The organism is Vibrio sp. GJ43-1 (assembly GCF_055808835.1).
On sequence record NZ_CM147884.1, the window covers coordinates 1278540 to 1296916 of the forward strand.

General features: G+C 45.7%; 17 protein-coding genes and 3 pseudogenes. 8 read left to right on the forward strand and 12 right to left on the reverse strand.

Features of this window, described 5'->3' with window-relative positions; translation table 11 throughout:
• The first annotated feature begins 13 nt into the window (after positions 1-13).
• The 5 genes and pseudogenes from AC0L66_RS06190 to recR all read left to right on the forward strand — a co-directional run bounded on the left by AC0L66_RS06190 (position 14) and on the right by recR (position 4339).
• Positions 14-370 carry a YbaN family protein gene (locus tag AC0L66_RS06190; protein ID WP_473568764.1) on the forward strand — a complete coding sequence of 119 codons (357 nt, stop codon included), beginning with the start codon at positions 14-16 and terminating at the stop codon, positions 368-370.
• Between the two features lie 165 nt (positions 371-535).
• Positions 536-1081 carry an adenine phosphoribosyltransferase gene (gene apt / locus AC0L66_RS06195; RefSeq protein WP_250616626.1) on the forward strand — a complete coding sequence of 182 codons (546 nt, stop codon included), beginning with the start codon at positions 536-538 and terminating at the stop codon, positions 1079-1081.
• 13 nt (positions 1082-1094) lie between these two features.
• Positions 1095-3301 (forward strand): annotated as a pseudogene (gene dnaX, locus AC0L66_RS06200) (DNA polymerase III subunit gamma/tau).
• Between the two features lie 86 nt (positions 3302-3387).
• Positions 3388-3717, forward strand: coding sequence for a YbaB/EbfC family nucleoid-associated protein (locus AC0L66_RS06205; RefSeq protein WP_473568767.1), 330 nt, complete (start codon positions 3388-3390; stop codon positions 3715-3717).
• 22 nt (positions 3718-3739) lie between these two features.
• Positions 3740-4339, forward strand: coding sequence for a recombination mediator RecR (gene recR, locus AC0L66_RS06210; RefSeq protein WP_265673347.1), 600 nt, complete (start codon positions 3740-3742; stop codon positions 4337-4339).
• Between the two features lie 88 nt (positions 4340-4427).
• Here recR and aqpZ read toward each other — a convergent pair whose 3' ends face one another.
• The 4 genes from aqpZ to AC0L66_RS06230 all read right to left on the reverse strand — a co-directional run bounded on the left by aqpZ (position 4428) and on the right by AC0L66_RS06230 (position 7338).
• Complete coding sequence (aqpZ, locus tag AC0L66_RS06215) at positions 4428-5123, reverse strand: aquaporin Z (protein ID WP_265673348.1); 696 nt, start codon at positions 5121-5123, stop codon at positions 4428-4430.
• Positions 5124-5223: 100 nt separating this feature from the next.
• The gene (locus tag AC0L66_RS06220) at positions 5224-5478 is read right to left on the reverse strand and encodes a hypothetical protein (RefSeq protein WP_473568770.1); all 255 of its coding nucleotides are present in this window, start codon (positions 5476-5478) and stop codon (positions 5224-5226) included.
• A gap of 136 nt (positions 5479-5614) precedes the next feature.
• The gene (locus AC0L66_RS06225) at positions 5615-6946 is read right to left on the reverse strand and encodes an MFS transporter (RefSeq protein ID WP_473568771.1); all 1332 of its coding nucleotides are present in this window, start codon (positions 6944-6946) and stop codon (positions 5615-5617) included.
• A 143-nt stretch (positions 6947-7089) separates the two neighbouring features.
• Positions 7090-7338 carry a YkgJ family cysteine cluster protein gene (locus tag AC0L66_RS06230; RefSeq protein ID WP_428793449.1) on the reverse strand — a complete coding sequence of 83 codons (249 nt, stop codon included), beginning with the start codon at positions 7336-7338 and terminating at the stop codon, positions 7090-7092.
• A 146-nt stretch (positions 7339-7484) separates the two neighbouring features.
• Here AC0L66_RS06230 and AC0L66_RS06235 point away from each other — a divergent pair.
• Positions 7485-7924, forward strand: a pseudogene (locus tag AC0L66_RS06235) (YcgN family cysteine cluster protein).
• A gap of 79 nt (positions 7925-8003) precedes the next feature.
• Here AC0L66_RS06235 and AC0L66_RS06240 read toward each other — a convergent pair.
• The 6 genes and pseudogenes from AC0L66_RS06240 to gap form a co-directional block, all read right to left on the reverse strand.
• Positions 8004-9878 carry a BCCT family transporter gene (locus AC0L66_RS06240; RefSeq protein ID WP_473568773.1) on the reverse strand — a complete coding sequence of 625 codons (1875 nt, stop codon included), beginning with the start codon at positions 9876-9878 and terminating at the stop codon, positions 8004-8006.
• A 112-nt stretch (positions 9879-9990) separates the two neighbouring features.
• Positions 9991-10236, reverse strand: a complete 246-nt coding sequence (locus AC0L66_RS06245; RefSeq protein WP_473568775.1) for a hypothetical protein — start codon at positions 10234-10236, stop codon at positions 9991-9993.
• A gap of 323 nt (positions 10237-10559) precedes the next feature.
• Positions 10560-11536: pseudogene (locus AC0L66_RS06250) on the reverse strand (ChaN family lipoprotein).
• 111 nt (positions 11537-11647) lie between these two features.
• Entirely contained in the window at positions 11648-12481 is an 834-nt protein-coding gene (gene rlmA, locus AC0L66_RS06255; protein WP_265673572.1) for a 23S rRNA (guanine(745)-N(1))-methyltransferase, read from the reverse strand.
• A gap of 73 nt (positions 12482-12554) precedes the next feature.
• Positions 12555-13439, reverse strand: coding sequence for a D-hexose-6-phosphate mutarotase (locus AC0L66_RS06260; RefSeq protein ID WP_473568777.1), 885 nt, complete (start codon positions 13437-13439; stop codon positions 12555-12557).
• A gap of 94 nt (positions 13440-13533) precedes the next feature.
• Positions 13534-14529 carry a type I glyceraldehyde-3-phosphate dehydrogenase gene (gene gap, locus AC0L66_RS06265; protein ID WP_265673358.1) on the reverse strand — a complete coding sequence of 332 codons (996 nt, stop codon included), beginning with the start codon at positions 14527-14529 and terminating at the stop codon, positions 13534-13536.
• A gap of 334 nt (positions 14530-14863) precedes the next feature.
• On the opposite strand from gap, the gene msrB reads away from it, so the two are divergent.
• Positions 14864-15274 (forward strand): peptide-methionine (R)-S-oxide reductase MsrB, encoded by a 411-nt coding sequence (gene msrB, locus AC0L66_RS06270; RefSeq protein ID WP_265673359.1) that lies wholly within the window; start codon positions 14864-14866, stop codon positions 15272-15274.
• 96 nt (positions 15275-15370) lie between these two features.
• On the opposite strand, the gene AC0L66_RS06275 is transcribed toward msrB, so the two are convergent.
• On the reverse strand, positions 15371-16192 hold the full coding sequence (locus tag AC0L66_RS06275) for a DUF2989 domain-containing protein (RefSeq protein WP_473568779.1): 822 nt from the start codon (positions 16190-16192) through the stop codon (positions 15371-15373).
• Between the two features lie 143 nt (positions 16193-16335).
• On the opposite strand from AC0L66_RS06275, the gene AC0L66_RS06280 reads away from it, so the two are divergent.
• A complete protein-coding gene (locus tag AC0L66_RS06280) occupies positions 16336-16620 on the forward strand; it encodes a YeaC family protein (protein WP_265673361.1) in 285 nt (94 codons plus the stop codon).
• 119 nt (positions 16621-16739) lie between these two features.
• Here AC0L66_RS06280 and AC0L66_RS06285 read toward each other — a convergent pair whose 3' ends face one another.
• Positions 16740-18299, reverse strand: a complete 1560-nt coding sequence (locus AC0L66_RS06285; protein ID WP_265673362.1) for a SulP family inorganic anion transporter — start codon at positions 18297-18299, stop codon at positions 16740-16742.
• Positions 18300-18377: the final 78 nt, after the last annotated feature.

Consider the following 18377-nt stretch of genomic DNA (forward strand, 5'->3'; position numbering starts at 1 on the left):
GAAGCGAGTTAGCATGACGCTGCGACAAGCCTTATGGAGTGTCGCAGGTATCAGTTCTGTCACCCTAGGGATCATTGGGATATTCCTACCATTACTACCAACCACCCCTTTTTTATTACTTGCCAGCGCGTGTTTTTTGAAAGGCAGCCCGCGTCTTCATCAGCGATTACTTGCACATCCTAAACTCGGTCCTGTGATTTCAACATGGGAAACTGAGCGAGCCGTATCACGCGCGACGCGCAATAAAGGCATGGTCTTTATATTGGCCAGTTTCCTGATCTCTATCATTGTTGTCCCGCTAGTGTGGTTAAAGGCTGCACTCTTTTGCTTATGTGGGGTCGTTTTAGGCTTTTTTTGCGACTTCCTGTGAAAGAGTCGGTTGCTGATAAGTCTGAAAGTCACTAACATTAGGGATTGTTCGCTCGCGTTTTGCGAGTGTTTATTTTTAGGCCAACAGAATGAAAGTATGGTTTTACTTTGTGAAATCATTACTCACGTCATTGGGCGCAGATTGACCTCTCCAGAGACAAAAATTATGAGCATCGACAGAATTTCACAAATCAAAGCCAGCATCAAAAGCATTCCTGATTACCCAAAGCCAGGCATTCTTTTTCGCGATGTCACCAGCTTAATGGAAGATCCTGAAGCCTATAGAGCGACCATTGCTCTGTTGGTAGAGAAATATAAAGATCAAGGCTTTACAAAAATTGTTGGCACCGAAGCTCGCGGATTTTTGTTTGGTGCACCGTTGGCATTAGAACTTGGTGTTGGATTTGTGCCAGTGCGTAAGCCCGGGAAATTGCCGCGCGAGACCGTATCACAGTCTTACGAACTAGAATATGGCACCGACGTATTAGAAATTCACACAGATGCTATTGTGGAAGGTGACAAGGTGCTAATGGTCGATGATTTATTGGCAACAGGTGGCACAATTGAAGCAACAACAAAGCTGATTCGCCGACTTGGCGGCTCTGTAGCACACGCAGCATTTGTGATTAACTTGCCAGAGATTGGCGGTGATAAGCGCCTACAAGCTCTCGATTTGGACGTTTACAGCATTTGTGAATTCGAAGGTCACTAATCGGGAACTATTCATGAGTTATCTTGCTTTAGCCCGAAAATGGCGCCCAAAACAGTTTTCAGAAGTCGTAGGACAAGCGCATGTCCTTACGGCGTTAGAGAATGCCTTAAGTCAAAACCGCTTGCATCATGCCTATTTATTTAGCGGCACTCGCGGTGTGGGTAAAACCACGATAGGACGCCTGTTTGCTAAGGGGTTGAACTGTGAAACGGGTATTACGTCTAACCCATGCGGTAAATGTGCGACGTGCGTAGAAATTGATGAAGGGCGCAGTGTCGACTTATTGGAGATTGATGCGGCCTCTCGGACTAAAGTTGAAGACACTCGTGAGTTACTTGATAACGTCCAATATAAACCGGCCCGTAATCGTTTCAAGGTGTACTTGATCGATGAAGTGCATATGTTGTCACGTCACAGCTTCAATGCCTTGCTGAAAACGTTGGAAGAGCCGCCAGAATATGTCAAATTCTTGCTGGCAACGACGGATCCGCAAAAACTGCTCAGTGACAATTTTGTCACGTTGTTTACAGTTCCATTTGAAACCTATCACGGTCGATACCATCCAACAGCAATTGGTGGATATCCTAGGGCATGAGAAGGTGGAGGCGGAACATCAAGCGTTGGCTTTAATCTCTCACGCCGCCGATGGCAGTATGCGTGATGCTTTGAGCTTAACCGACCAAGCGATCGCATTAGGCAGCGGGCACATTACTAAGCCGACTGTCAGTATGATGTTAGGTACGTTAGATACGTCTCTCGCGATTAAAATTATTCAAGCTATTGCAACCTATGGTGATGCAGCACGAGTCATGAGTACGGTTGAGCAATTGGCTGAAAACGGCGTTGACTGGGATTCGTTATTGCTGGAAATCGGCTCGCAATTGCATCGTGTTGCGATGTATCAGGCCTTACCAGGAAGCCTTGATGTCAGTATTCCTGATAATGAAAAAGTCGCCACATTGGGCAAAAAATTTCAGCCAACTGACGTACAGCTCTATTATCAAATTGCAATAAAAGGTCGCCAAGATCTTGTTGCTTCACCCTCACAGCGAGTTGCGGTAGAAATGACGTTGCTACGAATGTTGGCCTTTAGACCGATGTGACAGCACTTAGCAGTAATGACATTGTTGTGACGGGTTCGGCACAAACGCCGACCACGGCTAGTACTCCTAATGTCAGTCCATCAGTACCCGTGACGCCGCTTGAGCTTCACAAGCGCCAGCACAGGGCTACTCTGGACCTGAAGAGTCGGCAATGCCTTATGATTTGCCGCCGCAAGAACATTATGCAATGCCGTCAGAGAGCAGTGCGGCTTCGTATTCAGCGCCACATGGTTATGACTCTGCGCCCCAAGGGTATTATCCTGATTCAGCACCACAGCAGGTTTCGCCGCCAATGGCAGAATCGTTGGTGAATACACCACCAGTGAATCAACAGCTGGCTCAGCAGCAAGTTACGCCGGAGCCAGCGCTTCAGCCTAAGGCGTCACCTGTTGGCGGCTTGCGTCATCAATTGCGCTCAAAAAGACAGAGTTCGGCGCAGAGCGCACCTCGTCCAGGAGCGCCCACAACAAAAAAGACTGATGCGTCACCCGAGCCAGCATCTGCAATAGAAAGAGTCGCGCAGCGAAGTACTCCTCGTCGCGCCGCTTCTGCTATTTCTGGTGACGCGAGTCGTGAAAACGCTTCTGAGCAAGTGGATGACAACGAACCGTATCGCTGGCGTGCGATGAACAAAGCGGTGGTGGAAACCAATAAGGCCCCATCGGTTAAACCATCAACGCTAAGAAAGGCACTCGAACATATAAAAACCCCTGAAATGGCGCAGCGATTAACGGTTGAAGCCGCTCAGCAAGATTCATGGGCTGCACTCATCGAGAAACTAAACACCAGTAAATTGGTCCAACAATTAGCACTGAATTCAGCTTACAGTAAAGACGGTTCCTCGATTTCTCTTGGCCTGCGAGCAACGCACGCCCATTTGAACACGGATAGGAACCAATCCGAGCTCTTGGCGAGCCTAAACTCAGCGCTTGGTGAGTCGTGCCATTTGTCTGTAGAAGTGTCAGAGCAGGGCATAACACCGCTCGAACTAAGAGAAAAGATTTATCAAGATAAACTGGCCCAAGCGGCAGGCGCTTTACAATCTGATGCCAACGTACAGTTTATTGTTACAAGATTTTCTGCAGAGCTAGACGAAGAGAGTATTCGTCCGCTATAAGTCTATAATGCAAAGTATGTTAAGGGGTTGCATTTTTTAACCGTGCCCCCATGTTATTAATAATCTGAATCAACCGAGAGAAACCTATGTTTGGTAAAGGCGGAATGGGCAATATGATGAAGCAAGCCCAGCAAATGCAAGAGCGTATGCAAAAGCTTCAAGAAGAAATTGCAAACATGGAAGTGATCGGTGAATCTGGTGCAGGCCTTGTTAAGGTCACGATCACTGGTAGCCACAGTACACGTCGTGTCGAGATCGATGAGAGCTTGATGGAAGACGACAAAGAAATGCTAGAAGATCTGATTGCAGCGGCGTTTAACGATGCTGCTCGTCGTGTTGAAGAAACACAGAAAGAGAAAATGGCTTCAGTGACTGGCGGTATGCAATTACCACCAGGTATGAAAATGCCGTTCTAATTGAAAAATTAGAGAACAATAAATGCGAACTAGCCAAATGCTGGAGCATTTGATGGAGGCCTTGCGATGTCTACCTGGGGTTGGTCCCAAGTCAGCACAACGCATGGCCTTTCATTTGTTACAGCGAGACAGAAAAGGTGGGCTGCAGCTTGCCGAGGTTTTGTCTCAAGCCATGACCGATATCGGTCATTGTCAGGAATGTCGGACGTTTACGGAAGAAGAGACCTGCCATATTTGTACTAACCCTAAACGTAAAGAAAACGGCCAATTGTGCGTAGTAGAAAGCCCAGCAGACATCGCTGCGGTGGAAGCCACCGGGCAATACTCAGGGCGTTACTTTGTGTTGATGGGGCACCTGTCACCATTAGATGGTATTGGGCCAAGCGATATCGGTTTAGATACCTTGGATTATCGTTTAAGACAACGTGATATTAGTGAAGTCATTCTTGCCACCAACCCAACGGTTGAAGGCGAAGCCACCGCTCACTATATTGCCGAGCTGTGTCACGAACATGATGTGACCGCGAGCCGTATCGCTCATGGTGTCCCTGTTGGTGGCGAACTCGAGCTGGTAGATGGTACAACCTTGTCTCATTCCTTGTTAGGACGACACAAGATTTAAAAAGGCGCGTTTATCGCGCCTTTTTTGATCGTCTGTTATTAATTACGATCCCTACCTAATAACTATCTCACCTAATAACAGTGACTAGCTAATCACTATTGTTACCAAGCAAAGAGCGATAGATCCATGCCCCGATTACCGCGCCGATGATAGGCGCAACCCAAAATAGCCACAATTGAGCGGTGGCCCATTCGCCCACATATAAGGCTACACCAGTACTACGGGCAGGGTTAACGGAGGTATTAGTGACAGGAATACTGATAAGGTGAATGAGGGTAAGGCATAGACCAATAGCAATAGGGGCGAAGCCCTGTGGTGCTCTTGAGTCAGTAGCGCCCATGATGACAATAAGGAACATGGCAGTCATAACAATTTCACAAACCAGAGCAGCAGTTAGCGTGTAACCACCAGGAGAGTGCTCGCCATAGCCATTAGAGGCAAAGCCCGAGGCAGTGGCATCAAACCCAGCTTGTCCTGAAGCAATAATGTAAAGTACGCCACCTGCCAGCACGCCACCAACGACCTGAGCAATGATGTAGGGCAGAAGTTCTTTGGCTTCAAATCGCCCGCCAGCCCACAAACCAATGCTGACCGCTGGATTAAGATGACAGCCTGAGATATGCCCAATGGCAAACGCCATGGTTAATACGGTTAAACCAAACGCCAGTGCAACGCCTAGAAAGCCAATCCCCAGTTCAGGAAAGCCTGCGGCGAGCACGGCTGATCCACATCCTCCTAAAACCAACCAAAATGTACCAAATAGCTCAGCTAAATAACGATTCATAAGAAATCCCACTCCTATAATTGCGGTTCCTTTGAAACATAGCTGATTTTATTGATACCGCCAGTTTGTGCGAGGAGGCGCAAAGCATAGATAGCGAGCCTTAAGGCTCAATGTGTTGTGATAACTGAGTTAGCTCCAACACAGAGTAGTGCTCGGCTTGTTCGCCTCTAGAAATTAAATCAATAACGTGAAACTCACTCATATCACCAAACTCTTTAGTGAGATAGTCGCGAAACGCGCTTTCGTTAGGCCACTTGCCACGAACGGTATAACCATCGTCTTTATCAAAATCTTCTGTCTCGAAGAAAGAGAAATCCGTCATACCGATGTTGTGACAATACAAGACGAGATACATGGTAAATCCTTAACTTTGCTTGTTGGGTAAGGTGTCGTGGGCGGAAAGTCAGCACGGTGCTGATTACTTTGTACCCCAACCCACGTTAGCTAAACGGACGACCGCTCTACGACGCGCCGCCCCTAATCAATAGTGACTAAAAAATGGCTTTCTGTTTATTTTTAAAATAAAACGCCGCACTGATTACAACAAATAGCGCAGTGAAATAGTAGAAAAAGGAAGAAAGTGAGGCTAGGAAGTCGAGATGTTGCTCAACTTGTTGCTCGCTATAGTTCTGCGACAACAATTTGTAGTAGTAAGCGTATAAAATACCAATCGAGCCGTATCCAAGGTTAAACATTAAACCCTTAAAGCTTAGTACCGTCGCTCGGTTATGCGATTCGGTCTGTTTATTAAGGTGGTAACTAATGAAAATATTCATCGTCATAATGATAAAGATTAAGAGCAGCGCAGGTACAACGCCATAAATCGACCAGCCAAGACTAATCCAATAATAGGTTGCCATGGTTGCGAGTCCCATGACAAGGATGAATTTTTTGGGCGCCATACTTTCCGCTAATCTTCGACTTTGTCCAGCCAATAGAATTTGCAGGATACTTATACCTGCCCCAATTAATCCGAAGTAAATAATAGGAATATCAATCGCGCGATAATACTGACTGTTCATGGTTAAAAACATACGTGATGTATGCTCGAATAAACTGTAATAAAGCAATATGAAGAGGACGTAAGGCGTAGACACCACCCACTTAGCAGTAACTTGTGTCAGCTTGAGGCTTGCCAACGTTGTGGCAATTTTTCCGCCATGTTCAGGCAGTGTTTTTTTCGCCTCCCTCATACTAAGCGCTGAGTATATGGCGATCATCGCAACCAGCAGTGTGGCATAGACAGGAATGCGCATGATGTCTTGGGTGCTTCCTGGTTCGGCGAGTCCGAGAAGAGAGTACACCTTTGCCATAAAGCTAACATCATACATAGCGGCGCCTAAGAGCGTGACGAAAATACCGACACTTGACGCGATTCGAAGTTGGATTTGTAACACCCGTGGCCATGCTTCTTCTTTACCTTGCTCCTTTAAAGTGTCATAAGCCAGAGCTTCATCCGCACCACTTGCTAACGCCATGGCCAAGCCGCTTAACACTCGGTTGACTAAAAACACCACGAACACCAAGTTGGGATTACCAGTGGGGACAAAGGCGATCATTGCGATTTCAACAAACATGATGATTGAAGACAGCACGACCAGCTTTTTACGCCCTAAAGTATCGGCAAATGCCCCCGATGGGACCTCGGCGAGCACAATCGTTGCCGCCCAAACGACATTTAGCATGGCAAATTGTGAGAGACTTAAACCGTAATCTAAATAGAGAAGCGTAAATACGGGGTAATAAAAGCGAGCGAAGTAGCTACTTCGAAACATTAAGAAGTAGCGGACATTGCGGATTTGAAGGACTTCTCTGAGTGTCATAAAATATTCAGTAGTATTAATTACATAAGAGTATGTATAACCCTTTTTCCGCTAAATAGGAAAGGTTTGATTTTTAAAATATGCGGATTTTTATCCAATGTATCTGTGAAGAAATACTCTATGCGCCGTCGCTGTGGCGTCCTTTAAGTCAGCCTATCTAACTCCAGCAGATTACTCAGCGCTTGTTGGTTAGTGCTACTGCATACATCAGGGCATGGTTTAAAATCGTGGCACACTTTAGGTCGCTCTGGTTGACCAAAGAGTTTGCAAAGGTTGTCTTCATTGAGCTGTACGCAGCGAACGCCGGAAGGTTTGCCATTGGGCATACCCGGAATGGCAGAAGAAATACTTGGTGCAATACAGCAGGCGCCGCAGCCTAATCGACAGTCCATCTTAATAACCTAAAAGTAATGGGGCGCAGAGTGTACCAAACATCGTCGCTTGTACACAATTGAATCACGCTTGTCAGAGAGAATGACTTGAAGTTTACCTAAACTAGCGGTATAAAGCGCCTCCACAGAACGTAAAGGTAGTCAACATGAGCAAGCCATTTTGGGAAACAACACCACTAGAAGCAATGTCGGAAGAGCAATGGGAGTCTCTTTGCGACGGTTGTGGGAAATGTTGTCTTCACAAGCTCATGGATGAAGACTCTGATGACGTCTACTACACCAATGTAGCGTGCAGTTGGTTAAACAGCGACACCTGTTCATGTAAAGATTATATGAACCGCTTTGAATCGGGTGAAGAATGCTTAAAGCTCACCAGAGATAAAATTTCCGAGTTCAATTGGTTGCCAGAAACCTGTGCCTATCGTTTGCTATCTCAAGGTGACACGTTACCTCAATGGCATCCTTTAATCACCTACTCTCCAAGTCTGCGATGCATGCGGCTGGTGAAAGTGTAAGAAACAAAGTGGTGTATGAGATTGATGTCATTGACTGGGAAGACCACATTCTGAATCACCCTAATAGATAAATAGTGTCGGATGGTCCAGACTATTCAGGGACACACGATCAAAAAAAGGCAGAGCGATTAACGCTCTGCCTTTTTTGTATCAGCTAGTCGTACAGATTTCAGTGAAGCGTACTCTCGCGTCTTGAGCGGCTTGCGATGACTGCTCCTTTGAGTTTTGAGCATCGCTTAGTGCTTGAAGTTTGGCTTCGAGCTCGTCGACGAGGTCTTGTGGGATAGCATGGTTTTCATCGTCAGAGTGTTCGAGAGCATAGGCGCGGATGGCCTTTTTCGTCTTAAACAAGTCGTGCATTGCCGCACGTTCTTCATCGGCAGCGCTCTGTGCGATATCGCGACATTTTTCAAAATGAGCCAGTGCTACACCTTCCGTTGACCAAGGATCAAATTCAGGCAATTCTTCAATGTTAATGGTTGGTTCGACATAATCGTCTTGATGACGTATGTCTAGCGTCGCGGCTTTGACTGCGGAAATCATTAACATCACCGCGATGATAAGCAAAGGTAGACCGCCGACAATCGCCGCTGTTTGCAGTGTGCTTAATCCGCCTAAGAACATTAGCACCGCTGGCATGAAGCTGAGCGTAAAGGCCCAGAACATACGGTTCCAACGCATTGGTTCTTGAGTCACATCGTTTTGTACGACGGATGCCAAGATATAAGAAATGGAATCAAAGGTCGTAGCCGTGAAAATAATACAAAGCACGGTAAAGAGTAGAATAATGAACCATGCAAATGGCAATTCAGATAGCATAGAGAAGATAGCTTTCGTTGGACCAAACGTATTCAAAATGCCGACGATGTCTAGTTGTCCAGATAACTGCAGGGATAAACCAAAGTTACCTAGGATGATGAAGAATAAGAAACAGCCGCTGGAGCCAAAAAACAGCGAGCCAGCAACCATTTGCTTGATCGTACGACCTCTGGAAATACGAGCGACAAACAATCCCATGCTTGGTGCAAATACTAACCACCACGCCCAGTAGAAGATAGTCCAATCTTGTGGGAAGTGCGTATTGTCGAAAGTGCCGTAGCCACCGAAAGGTTCTGCCCATGTAGCCATGACAAAGAAGTTCGACATCATGCGGCCAATCGAATCTAACCCGGTTTCCAAAATGAACACAGTAGGACCTAATATTAACACCAGCGCCAATAAAATCATGGCACCCCAGAAGTTAATATTACTTAGAACCTTAATGCCTTTTTCCATTCCAGCGAAAGAAGAGTAGGCAAAAATACCGGCACAAACGGCAAGTACACCAATCTGTGAGTAGGTATTTTGTGGTAAGCCAAAGAGAACATTCAGACCTTCACTAATGAGCGGTGCAGCAAGACCAAGTGTTGTTGCAGCGCCCCCTAATAGACCGAAGATAAACAGAACGTCAATCAGTTTACCCAGTGCGCCATGGGTATGCTTTTCGCCAAGTACTGGAATCAGGGCACTCGATACTTTCAACGCGGGTTGTTTGCGTACGTAGTAGAAGTAGGCAATAGGCAGCGCGGGAATAAGGTAAATTGACCATGCAATTGGTCCCCAATGGAAAAGGCCATAGGTTGCAGCCCAGCGAACCGCTTCTTCACTTCCTGGCTCTAGCTGAAAAGGAGGCGCCTGGTAGTAGTAGGCCCATTCAATACAGCCCCAGTACAAGATACTGGCACCAATACCACCACAAAATAGCATCGCTGCCCATGAGGAGGTTTGGAATTCAGGGGTTTCATCAGGTTCACCTAGCTTGATCTGCCCGATATCGCTAAAAATGATGAAAATCATGAAAAAGAAAGCGGCGAGACCGAGTGATAGATAGAGGAAGCCAAACTTGTCCGTCATGATCAGTTTAGCCTGAGCAATCACTTCAGCGCCTTGTTGTGGGAACAAGATTAAGGGAATGATGACGGAAAAGAGCAGTGCAATCGCACCAAAAAAAGTGGGTTTATCTATAAGTTTAAAGTAGCGTTCCATGTTAGCCAGTTACTTAATAAAAGAAGACGATTATCTAAGTAGAAGGCCTCTCACGACAAACACGATTGTTTGTCGTTAAGATAAGTAAAATAGAATGCGTATATTGTAAACGCTAGGCTAAAGCCAGAATTAAGGCACCTACCGTAACGGCCGCAGACACATATTGCCCTGCAGAATAGGAGTCATCTTCTTGTTCTTTAAGATCATCGGGATGATCCATTCCTAAAGCACCATGGGCAAACGACTGGACAGTCTTGCCCATGGAGTCGTCGTCTTCCGTCTTAGTTTTACCTTCTTGTTCTAGCGTTTTTTTTGCTTGTGCGGATATCTGTACAGTATCGGTTTCAGGGTTTGGCAATGTTTTGCCGCTGTTCGCACCGTTTGCTGTTGCTCGCGTAAATTGGCGTTAGGCTGGGTTTTTGGTATCGATGTTGTTTGACTTAGGTTTGAATTGACACTTTGCATACCGATTCTCCGTCACCACTATCACTATCTGTATCGCCACTATGGATCAAAACTTTAAGGTTTTATATTAGTAGCGTGAATGGAATGTCTTCAGATAACTATCAATTAGCAATATTTACGCCAAATTAATAAGTCACTATCTCAGTTCGGGCATTCATCCGATTTAAGGCTGAATGCGCTATCCAATCAAGTGACTGAGTACAGATAGACCAGCCGTTATGGCGTGCATTTCAATCCGTCATTTCTTTTGCCTAGGTGCTGATATGCGCTCATACGTTTGGCTTCTTGGACGTAACGAGCAGGGGGAGGCAACACCAATAACTGCATATCGGCACTCGTTGCAGGAGTATCAGCGTTGGTGATTTCGACGACAGGACTGATCACTAAGACGTTGAGTTTTGGTTCCAGTTTAAGTATTTGCGAGGCTGTTCCTAGTCCGTTCTCGGTATGAAACTTACTGCATGATGTGCATGACTTGAGTATCGGGGTGAGCACGGAGAAAGTGAACAATACTTTCCGCCATAGTGGCATCCCACGTTAGCTGCGCGGCAAATTGTTTGGCCGTCTGATCAGGAGTACCGTGGTGCATAGAGTTCATGAACTTCTCTTTATATGGGCTCCCGGATGTATCTATGGTTTGCGCGACATAGCGGCGTTCGGGCGGTTCAAGAGTATCGAGGTAGCTAAGTCCGGTACGGCCAATACAGCGAACGGTCGATTTCGGCGCATTACTCGCGATAATGGGTAACTGGTTTTGTTTGGCAAATTCAACCAAAGCACGGTAGTCACTCTGATAGTTAGGCCATGCGTTGGCTTCAGACATCAGAGTTTGTTCACCAATATTGCCTTTGAGATAGTCATTAACAATCGTTTGTGATGGACGTGAGAATTGCTCCATCGAAAGGGCAAGCTTGTCGTTATGAGTGGCTAATGATCTCAAGTAGATCGGTCTGAAAACGATGAATAGCCGAATGCGTGTGCCACTCTCCGACTAGGATAACATCAGCGTTGATGATGGCTTCAGGTAGCGCAGATACCACGATAGGGTCGCCTGTAGCGGTATAAAGTTGATAGTCGTAAAAGGTGTCAATCGGTTGAGGTTGAACTTGAGCAGCAGAGGAGGGAGCGGTCGTTAATGACGATGCACAACCCGTAATGAGTGACGCAAGTAGAGCGATGGGTAGAAATTTCATTTGATTAGCGAGCTCCTAAACAAAAATAGCCTACGAGAACGAAGGCTATTAGGGAAGAACGATGATAATCGAGTCAGTGAATGGATTCAATCGAATTGATAATTATTTGCATCAAGTGCACTTAAATACCCTGATCATAAAGTCGGCTTGGCACTGAAATTGCTCAGAGGCTTTAATTGTCGCTCGAACATCATCGGTCGCTTTCCATGCGAATGGCGTCATTTGCAATAGGTCATGCGCTTGGTCACCTGTTAGCTTCATCAGGTAGTTTAGCTTATTTTCAGCAACTAATTGGAATTGAGGGAGCACTTCCACCTCTTCGTCATGAAGGTGCACCTCATCATAGATGCGCTCTCGCAGCTCAAAAAGGTGATGGGCCCCTGGAGTTACGGTGACCACAATCCCATCTTGTTGAAGGCATCGAGCTAACTCTTCGGGCTTACAAGGCGCATAAATCCGAATAGCGGCAGAGAGGGAATCGTCAGCAAACGGTAGTCGATGGCTGGATGCGACAGTAAAAGAAACGTTGGAATAACGTTTGGCAGCGTAACGAACGGCGACTTTGGAAATATCCAGCCCATAGCAATCAATAGGCTGGTGTTGGTCATCACCCAAATGCTCACTAAGGTAATCTGCAAAATAGTGGGTGTAGTAGCCTTCACCACAGCCAATATCCAAAGCTTGGACAGACACGAGTGGGTGATGTTGGACAAGGGACTGAGCGACGGCGTTACGCATGGGCGCGTAGAAGTCATGGGCGAGGAAGGTACGTCTTGCCTGCATCATCTCTTTGTTGTCGCCAGGATCTTTTGATTGCTTGTGCTGTACAGGCATCAAATTCACATAGCCTTCCTTCGCCATATCGAATTGATGGCGGTTTTCACAGGCAAAATGGCGTTCGCGCTGTTGAAGAGGAAGGTGGCAAAGTGGGCATTGATAAGACATACGGTTAGACTCGCGGAAAATTTTGCTAAGTCTAACCATATCATTGCCACGGCGCAATTAAGCAAAGGCGTTTTTATTGAATTCCAATGACCGTGGAAAGCACAGCGGTTTCACCCGGAGAAACTTGTTTACCTTGTTCTAGCGTTGGAGCATGCAGAGTGGACTCGACACATAGGAATGTTTGGTAGCCGTCATCATTCATGTCACCCATGGCTTTGGCACCAGCTGCCCAAGGGTTCCAAAGTACCGCTGAGTTATGCCCGTGGTTAGTCACCGAGATTGCGCGATTGAGTTGACTATCCTTGATGAAGATATCTTGCTCTGGCGCAGTATAGACGCGATCAATGGTATCGGTGAGAACAAGCGTGTCACCGCCTTCACAGCGCTGTCCTTCGAGTAAGCCATCAATGTAGCGGTGTCCCATACCCGTTACTTCTGTCGAGGTGATATCACCCACGTTGAAGTAGCTATGTAACGCACCGGAGTATGACCATGGCTTGTCATCAGTGTTAGTCATAGTTAACGTCACAGTGAGCTGGTCACTGATTTCAACATTGAGGACTAGGGCAAACTGATGTGGCCAAATTTCACGCGTTGTATCAGAGTCGTTTAAACCAAGGCTAATGATGACACCTTGTTCATTTTCTTTATGCTCAATAAGAGACCATTCACTGGTGCGGGCAAACCCATGAGCGGGAGCGGCAACGCGACCAAACCAAGGCCAGCAAATAGGAATACCACCACGCAATGCGGTTGCGTTATCGTAAACGGCTTCTTTGCTCATCCAGATAAGATCATCTTGGTCAGCAGGCTGGTAAGAGAGAACATGCCCACCGTGAAGTGAGATAGCGGCTGATGCTTTTGGGTGAATGACACGAACAATTTTGTTCTCACCATGTTGAGCAACGGTGACAAAATCAGAAAGTACGGTGACGGCTGGTAGGGAATTAAAGTCCATATTTGATACCTCAGACTAGGAATACACACTTTTCAGGTACAAAAAAGGCGACCCTAAGAGTCGCCTTTTTAAAAGTTGGAACTAGATGCTTACATTACTTAGAGATGTGAGCTACTAGGTCTAGAACTTTGTTTGAGTAACCGATTTCGTTGTCGTACCAAGATACAACTTTAACGAATTTGTCAGTTAGAGCAACACCAGCTTTAGCATCGAATACTGAAGTTTGAACTTCACCGATGAAATCTTGTGATACTACTTGGTCTTCAGTGTAACCTAGAACACCTTTAAGCTCGCCTTCAGATGCTTCTTTCATCGCAGCACAGATTGCTTCGTAAGATGCAGCAGTCTTAAGGTTAACAGTTAGGTCAACTACAGATACGTTAGCAGTTGGTACACGGAAAGCCATACCAGTTAGAAGGCCGTTTAGTTCTGGAAGAACAACGCCTACAGCTTTAGCAGCACCAGTTGAAGATGGGATGATGTTTTGAGAAGCACCACGGCCACCGCGCCAGTCTTTAGCAGAAGGACCATCTACAGTTTTTTGAGTTGCTGTAGTTGCGTGAACTGTTGTCATAAGACCAGATTCGATACCGAACTTGTCGTTAAGAACTTTAGCTACAGGAGCTAGACAGTTAGTAGTACAAGAAGCGTTAGAAACGATATCTTGACCTGCGTAAGTTGAATCGTTCACACCCATAACGAACATTGGAGTCGCGTCTTTAGAAGGGCCAGTTAGAACAACTTTCTTAGCACCAGCAGTGATGTGCTTACGTGCAGTCTCGTCTGTTAGGAAAAGACCTGTTGCTTCAGCAACTACGTCAACACCGATTGCATCCCATTTAAGATCTTCAGGGTTACGCTCAGCTGTTACACGTACAGTTTTGCCGTTAACGATTAGGTTACCGCCTTCAACTTCAACAGTACCGTTGAAACGACCGTGAGTTGAATCGTACTTAAGCATGTATGCCATGTACTCAACGTCGATTAGATCGTTAATACCTACTACTTCGATGTCGTTGCGCTCTTGCGCTGCACGAAATACGAAACGACCGATACGGCCAAAACCGTTAATACCTACTTTGATAGTCATTATGTTGCTCCACAACTTAATTTCTGTTTTAAGATAACTGGTAGTAAAATTACAGAATCCAGTCACTAACTTCAATAGATAATCGGAATTAATTTGTTTAAAGTCAAAAAAAGTGTCGGATTTTTTAACGTTTAGCATTAAGTGATTGTTTTTTGAACTTTAGTCGGGTTTCTGTAATGTTAAAATGATGTGTTTAACCTTTGTGGCGAGCTGGGTTAACATATTTGAAACAGGTTAGGTTCTACAGTTAAACAGCGTGCTACAGAAAAGTTTACTCTAAGAGGAACATCAGAGTGAGTAAAATGTAGTCAATAAAAAAGGGAGTGTAAAGGTTGTGAACCATGAAAATAAAAAGGTCACTAAGACAGATGAGAACTGGCGTGAGGCTTTGACGGACGAACAGTACAGAGTATGCCGCCAGCAAGGCACAGAAGCCCCTTTTTCAGGGACCTTGCTGCATAACAAAGAGACTGGGAGCTATTGCTGCACCTGTTGCGGTACAGCGCTGTTTGAATCAGAAAGCAAGTATGATTCAGGGTGCGGCTGGCCAAGCTTTGATGCCCCAGTCAGCAGCGATGCAATTCGCTATTTAGATGACACAAGTCACGGAATGGTAAGAGTAGAAATACGTTGTAGCACATGTGATAGTCATTTAGGGCATGTGTTTGAAGATGGTCCGAAAACAACAGGTGAAAGGTATTGTGTGAATTCGGTGTCGTTAATTTTCAACAAAACTGAAAGTTAAGACAAATTTTCTGATGTTGGATGTATCATTATTACAGGTAGATGGATGCTATGAAAAATAGCCTAACGCAAATTTCTCATAGCACCGGGTGGGTGTTTAAAGATTGATTGTTGCGAGTTGACGAGTAAATTCGCCCGCTTTTAGTGATGAGGTGATGGTGCTGGCCTGGGCATCGAGTTGTTGGTATTCATCGTCGTTGAAGGCAAACATTCGTTTTAGCTCTGCCACTGTGACGACAGGCACATCCAGTTGTTTACCGACCATTGTCCATAGGTAAGATTCATGTGTCTTTGATAACGCGTAGCTAACGCTGGCCAACGACTTGATAGTATCGTTGTTAATATTACCGTCGTTAGAGAGTTCTAAAGAGCGCAAGAGTAACTCGTGGGTTTTGGGCTTATCCCTTGAGATGTAATGAGTCGCAAGTGCATACTGCATCGCCGAGGATTCTAATGCTGGCTGCCCCTCCATAGCCAAAAACCGTCGTTTTGCTGTTGAGTCGCCTGTTTCACTCCATAAAAAATATAATGTTTCTGGTACGTGTGATGGCGAAAGCTCGGTGTGTATACGTTCCTGTTCGTTTATTGCATACATGAGGGCGTTAAAGCGCTTTTCCTTCAATGCAGCTTGTTCGATAGGTTGTATTTGCGATGCCAACTCGAGGCACTTACGATATTCCTTGATTAAGTAATACTCTTCGATTTGAGAAGCGTCATTTTTCGGTACATCTAGCGCTTCATAGCGATGCCAGATCAAGTCGGTGCGAGTGATACGGCATTGCCCATCATTTACATTTAATGAAGAGCATTGCAACGTGGGCTCCGATAGACAGACTTGGTCCGTATTTTTGCGAGATTCAAAGCAACCTGTTAACAGGCTGCTAGATGATAGTAAGAGTATAGCGTAATGTAATTTCATTGATTTACTTGTGATCAGAGACACTGATTTATTGAGCTCAACTTGACTCAGTGTAACATCAGGTTATGGTTCCAGTAAGATATTAACCTCGCAGAACCTCGCTTTTGCGAGATAGAGAGAAAGAAAAAATAAGAAGGTTCAGAATGGATGTAGAGCAACTCTTAAGTGCGATGACGCCAGATGTTTACGATCGACTTCTTTATGCGTGTGAGACTGGTCGCTGGCCAGAAGGAAGCGTATTGTCTCAAGAGCAGAAAGACTCCTGTATGCAGGCCGTAATGCTATATCAGTCGAAGCATAATGTTGATCCTCAACATATGTCAGTGGCAGCGGGCGGGGAAATTGCCTTTAAGTCGAAGGCGGAGCTAAAGAAGCAGTTCTCAGCTGAGCAGGAAGATATTGTCCGCGTTAAAGTCGCAGAGAATTAAGCCATAGAAAACGAGTCTCCATGTAGAATTTCGCGACAAGCACAAAAAAGGGACCGAGTGGTCCCTTTTTCTATTTTTCGCTAGGGCGGATTGAGTTGCCTTAGCCGATATCAATCACATTAGCCAGCCAGAAGGTCCGTTGCGACTTTGTAGCTTGGATCTTCTTTCACGTTGATTTCCACTAAGCTGCCAGCTTTATGCAATAAAGCACGACAATCAGGGCTTAGGTGTCGTAAATGCAACGTTTTGCCTACCGCTGTGTAGCGTTCGGCTAGAGTTTCAATCGCTTCAATAGCAGAGTGATCTGCCACGCGAGACTGAGCAAAATCGACGATCACATCTTGTGGGTCATTTTTCGCATCAAACAACTCTAAGAAGTTAGAGGCTGAGCCAAAGAAGATGGGTCCATTAATCTTGTACTCTTTTGAGCCTTCTTCGTTAATATGGCTGCTTGCATAGATATGTTTAGCATGTTCCCACGCAAACATAAGGGCAGACACAACCACACCAATGGCTACGGCGACGGCAAGATCTGTTAACACAGTCACAACGGTGACCAGTACGATAACAAAGAAGTCTTGTTTAGGAACACGGCGTGCAAGTTTGAACGTTGCCCACTCGAAGGTACCAATCACAACCATGAACATTACCCCAACTAGCGCCGCTAGAGGAATCATTTCAATCATGGCAGAAGCAAATAGAATGAAGAACAGCAGTGCACTTGCGGCTACGATACCGGATAAACGACCGCGACCACCAGAGTTTACGTTGATCATTGATTGACCGATCATCGCACAGCCACCCATCGCACCAAACACAGAACATGTCACGTTAGCTAGACCCTGACCCACACATTCACGGTTAGATTGACCACGAGTATTGGTCATTTCATCGAGAACCGTTAGCGTTAGTAGTGATTCAATCAAGCCAATTGCCGCTAAGATAATCGCGTATGGAAGGATAATATTGAACGTTTCTAATGTGAATGGCACAGCAGGAATAGAGAACGTTGGTAGTGAGCCTGCTAATGTGGCAGTGACATCCCCTGACATGGTTCTTAGGAAGTCCACAACGGTACGTGTTTCAAGACCTAACAGGTGAACCAATGCCGTTACCGCGACAATAGCAACTAATGATGAAGGTACTGCGGTAGTAAGTTTTGGTAGGAAATGAATGATAGCCATGGTCAGAGCGACAAGACCCAGCATGATAATCATTTGTCCCTGTGGCAACCATGTCATCGCACCTGTCAAATCAGGTGCTTTAAATTGCCCCATTTGAGCGAGGAAAATAACGATGGCGAGACCATTTACAAACCCTATCATTACCGGATGTGGCACCATTCGGATGAACTTACCCAGTTTGAATAGACCAGCAGTGATCTGTAAAAAACCAGCAAACATGATGGCAGCAAAGAGGTACTGAACGCCGTGAGTCGCCACTAGGCTCACCATCACAACAGCCATTGCACCAGTTGCACCAGAAATCATGCCAGGACGACCACCAAAAATTGAGGTGATTAGACCGACGATAAAGGCAGCGTAGAGACCTACCATTGGGTCAACACCAGCTACGAATGCAAACGCAACCGCTTCAGGAACTAACGCTAAGGCTACAGTTAGCCCCGATAACACATCGTTTTTAACCGAGTGCTTTGAAAATTGTGGAAATTCAAACATAGGATTCAATTCAGTAGTTGTGTTGGATAAACATCCATTCCAAACAGCACAAGTAACGACATGATTAAAAAGGGGTGT

Excerpts from the sequence above, each read along its gene's own strand:
- AC0L66_RS06190 (WP_473568764.1), top strand. The coding sequence starts at position 14 with ATGACGCTGCGACAAGCCTTATGGAGTGTCGCAGGTATCAGTTCTGTC.
- apt (WP_250616626.1), top strand. The coding sequence starts at position 536 with ATGAGCATCGACAGAATTTCACAAATCAAAGCCAGCATCAAAAGCATT.
- AC0L66_RS06205 (WP_473568767.1), top strand. The coding sequence starts at position 3,388 with ATGTTTGGTAAAGGCGGAATGGGCAATATGATGAAGCAAGCCCAGCAA.
- recR (WP_265673347.1), top strand. The coding sequence starts at position 3,740 with ATGCGAACTAGCCAAATGCTGGAGCATTTGATGGAGGCCTTGCGATGT.
- aqpZ (WP_265673348.1), bottom strand. The coding sequence starts at position 5,123 with ATGAATCGTTATTTAGCTGAGCTATTTGGTACATTTTGGTTGGTTTTA.
- AC0L66_RS06220 (WP_473568770.1), bottom strand. The coding sequence starts at position 5,478 with ATGTATCTCGTCTTGTATTGTCACAACATCGGTATGACGGATTTCTCT.
- AC0L66_RS06225 (WP_473568771.1), bottom strand. The coding sequence starts at position 6,946 with ATGACACTCAGAGAAGTCCTTCAAATCCGCAATGTCCGCTACTTCTTA.
- AC0L66_RS06230 (WP_428793449.1), bottom strand. The coding sequence starts at position 7,338 with ATGGACTGTCGATTAGGCTGCGGCGCCTGCTGTATTGCACCAAGTATT.
- AC0L66_RS06240 (WP_473568773.1), bottom strand. The coding sequence starts at position 9,878 with ATGGAACGCTACTTTAAACTTATAGATAAACCCACTTTTTTTGGTGCG.
- rlmA (WP_265673572.1), bottom strand. The coding sequence starts at position 12,481 with ATGTCTTATCAATGCCCACTTTGCCACCTTCCTCTTCAACAGCGCGAA.
- AC0L66_RS06260 (WP_473568777.1), bottom strand. The coding sequence starts at position 13,439 with ATGGACTTTAATTCCCTACCAGCCGTCACCGTACTTTCTGATTTTGTC.
- gap (WP_265673358.1), bottom strand. The coding sequence starts at position 14,529 with ATGACTATCAAAGTAGGTATTAACGGTTTTGGCCGTATCGGTCGTTTC.
- AC0L66_RS06275 (WP_473568779.1), bottom strand. The coding sequence starts at position 16,192 with ATGAAATTACATTACGCTATACTCTTACTATCATCTAGCAGCCTGTTA.
- AC0L66_RS06280 (WP_265673361.1), top strand. The coding sequence starts at position 16,336 with ATGGATGTAGAGCAACTCTTAAGTGCGATGACGCCAGATGTTTACGAT.
- AC0L66_RS06285 (WP_265673362.1), bottom strand. The coding sequence starts at position 18,299 with ATGTTTGAATTTCCACAATTTTCAAAGCACTCGGTTAAAAACGATGTG.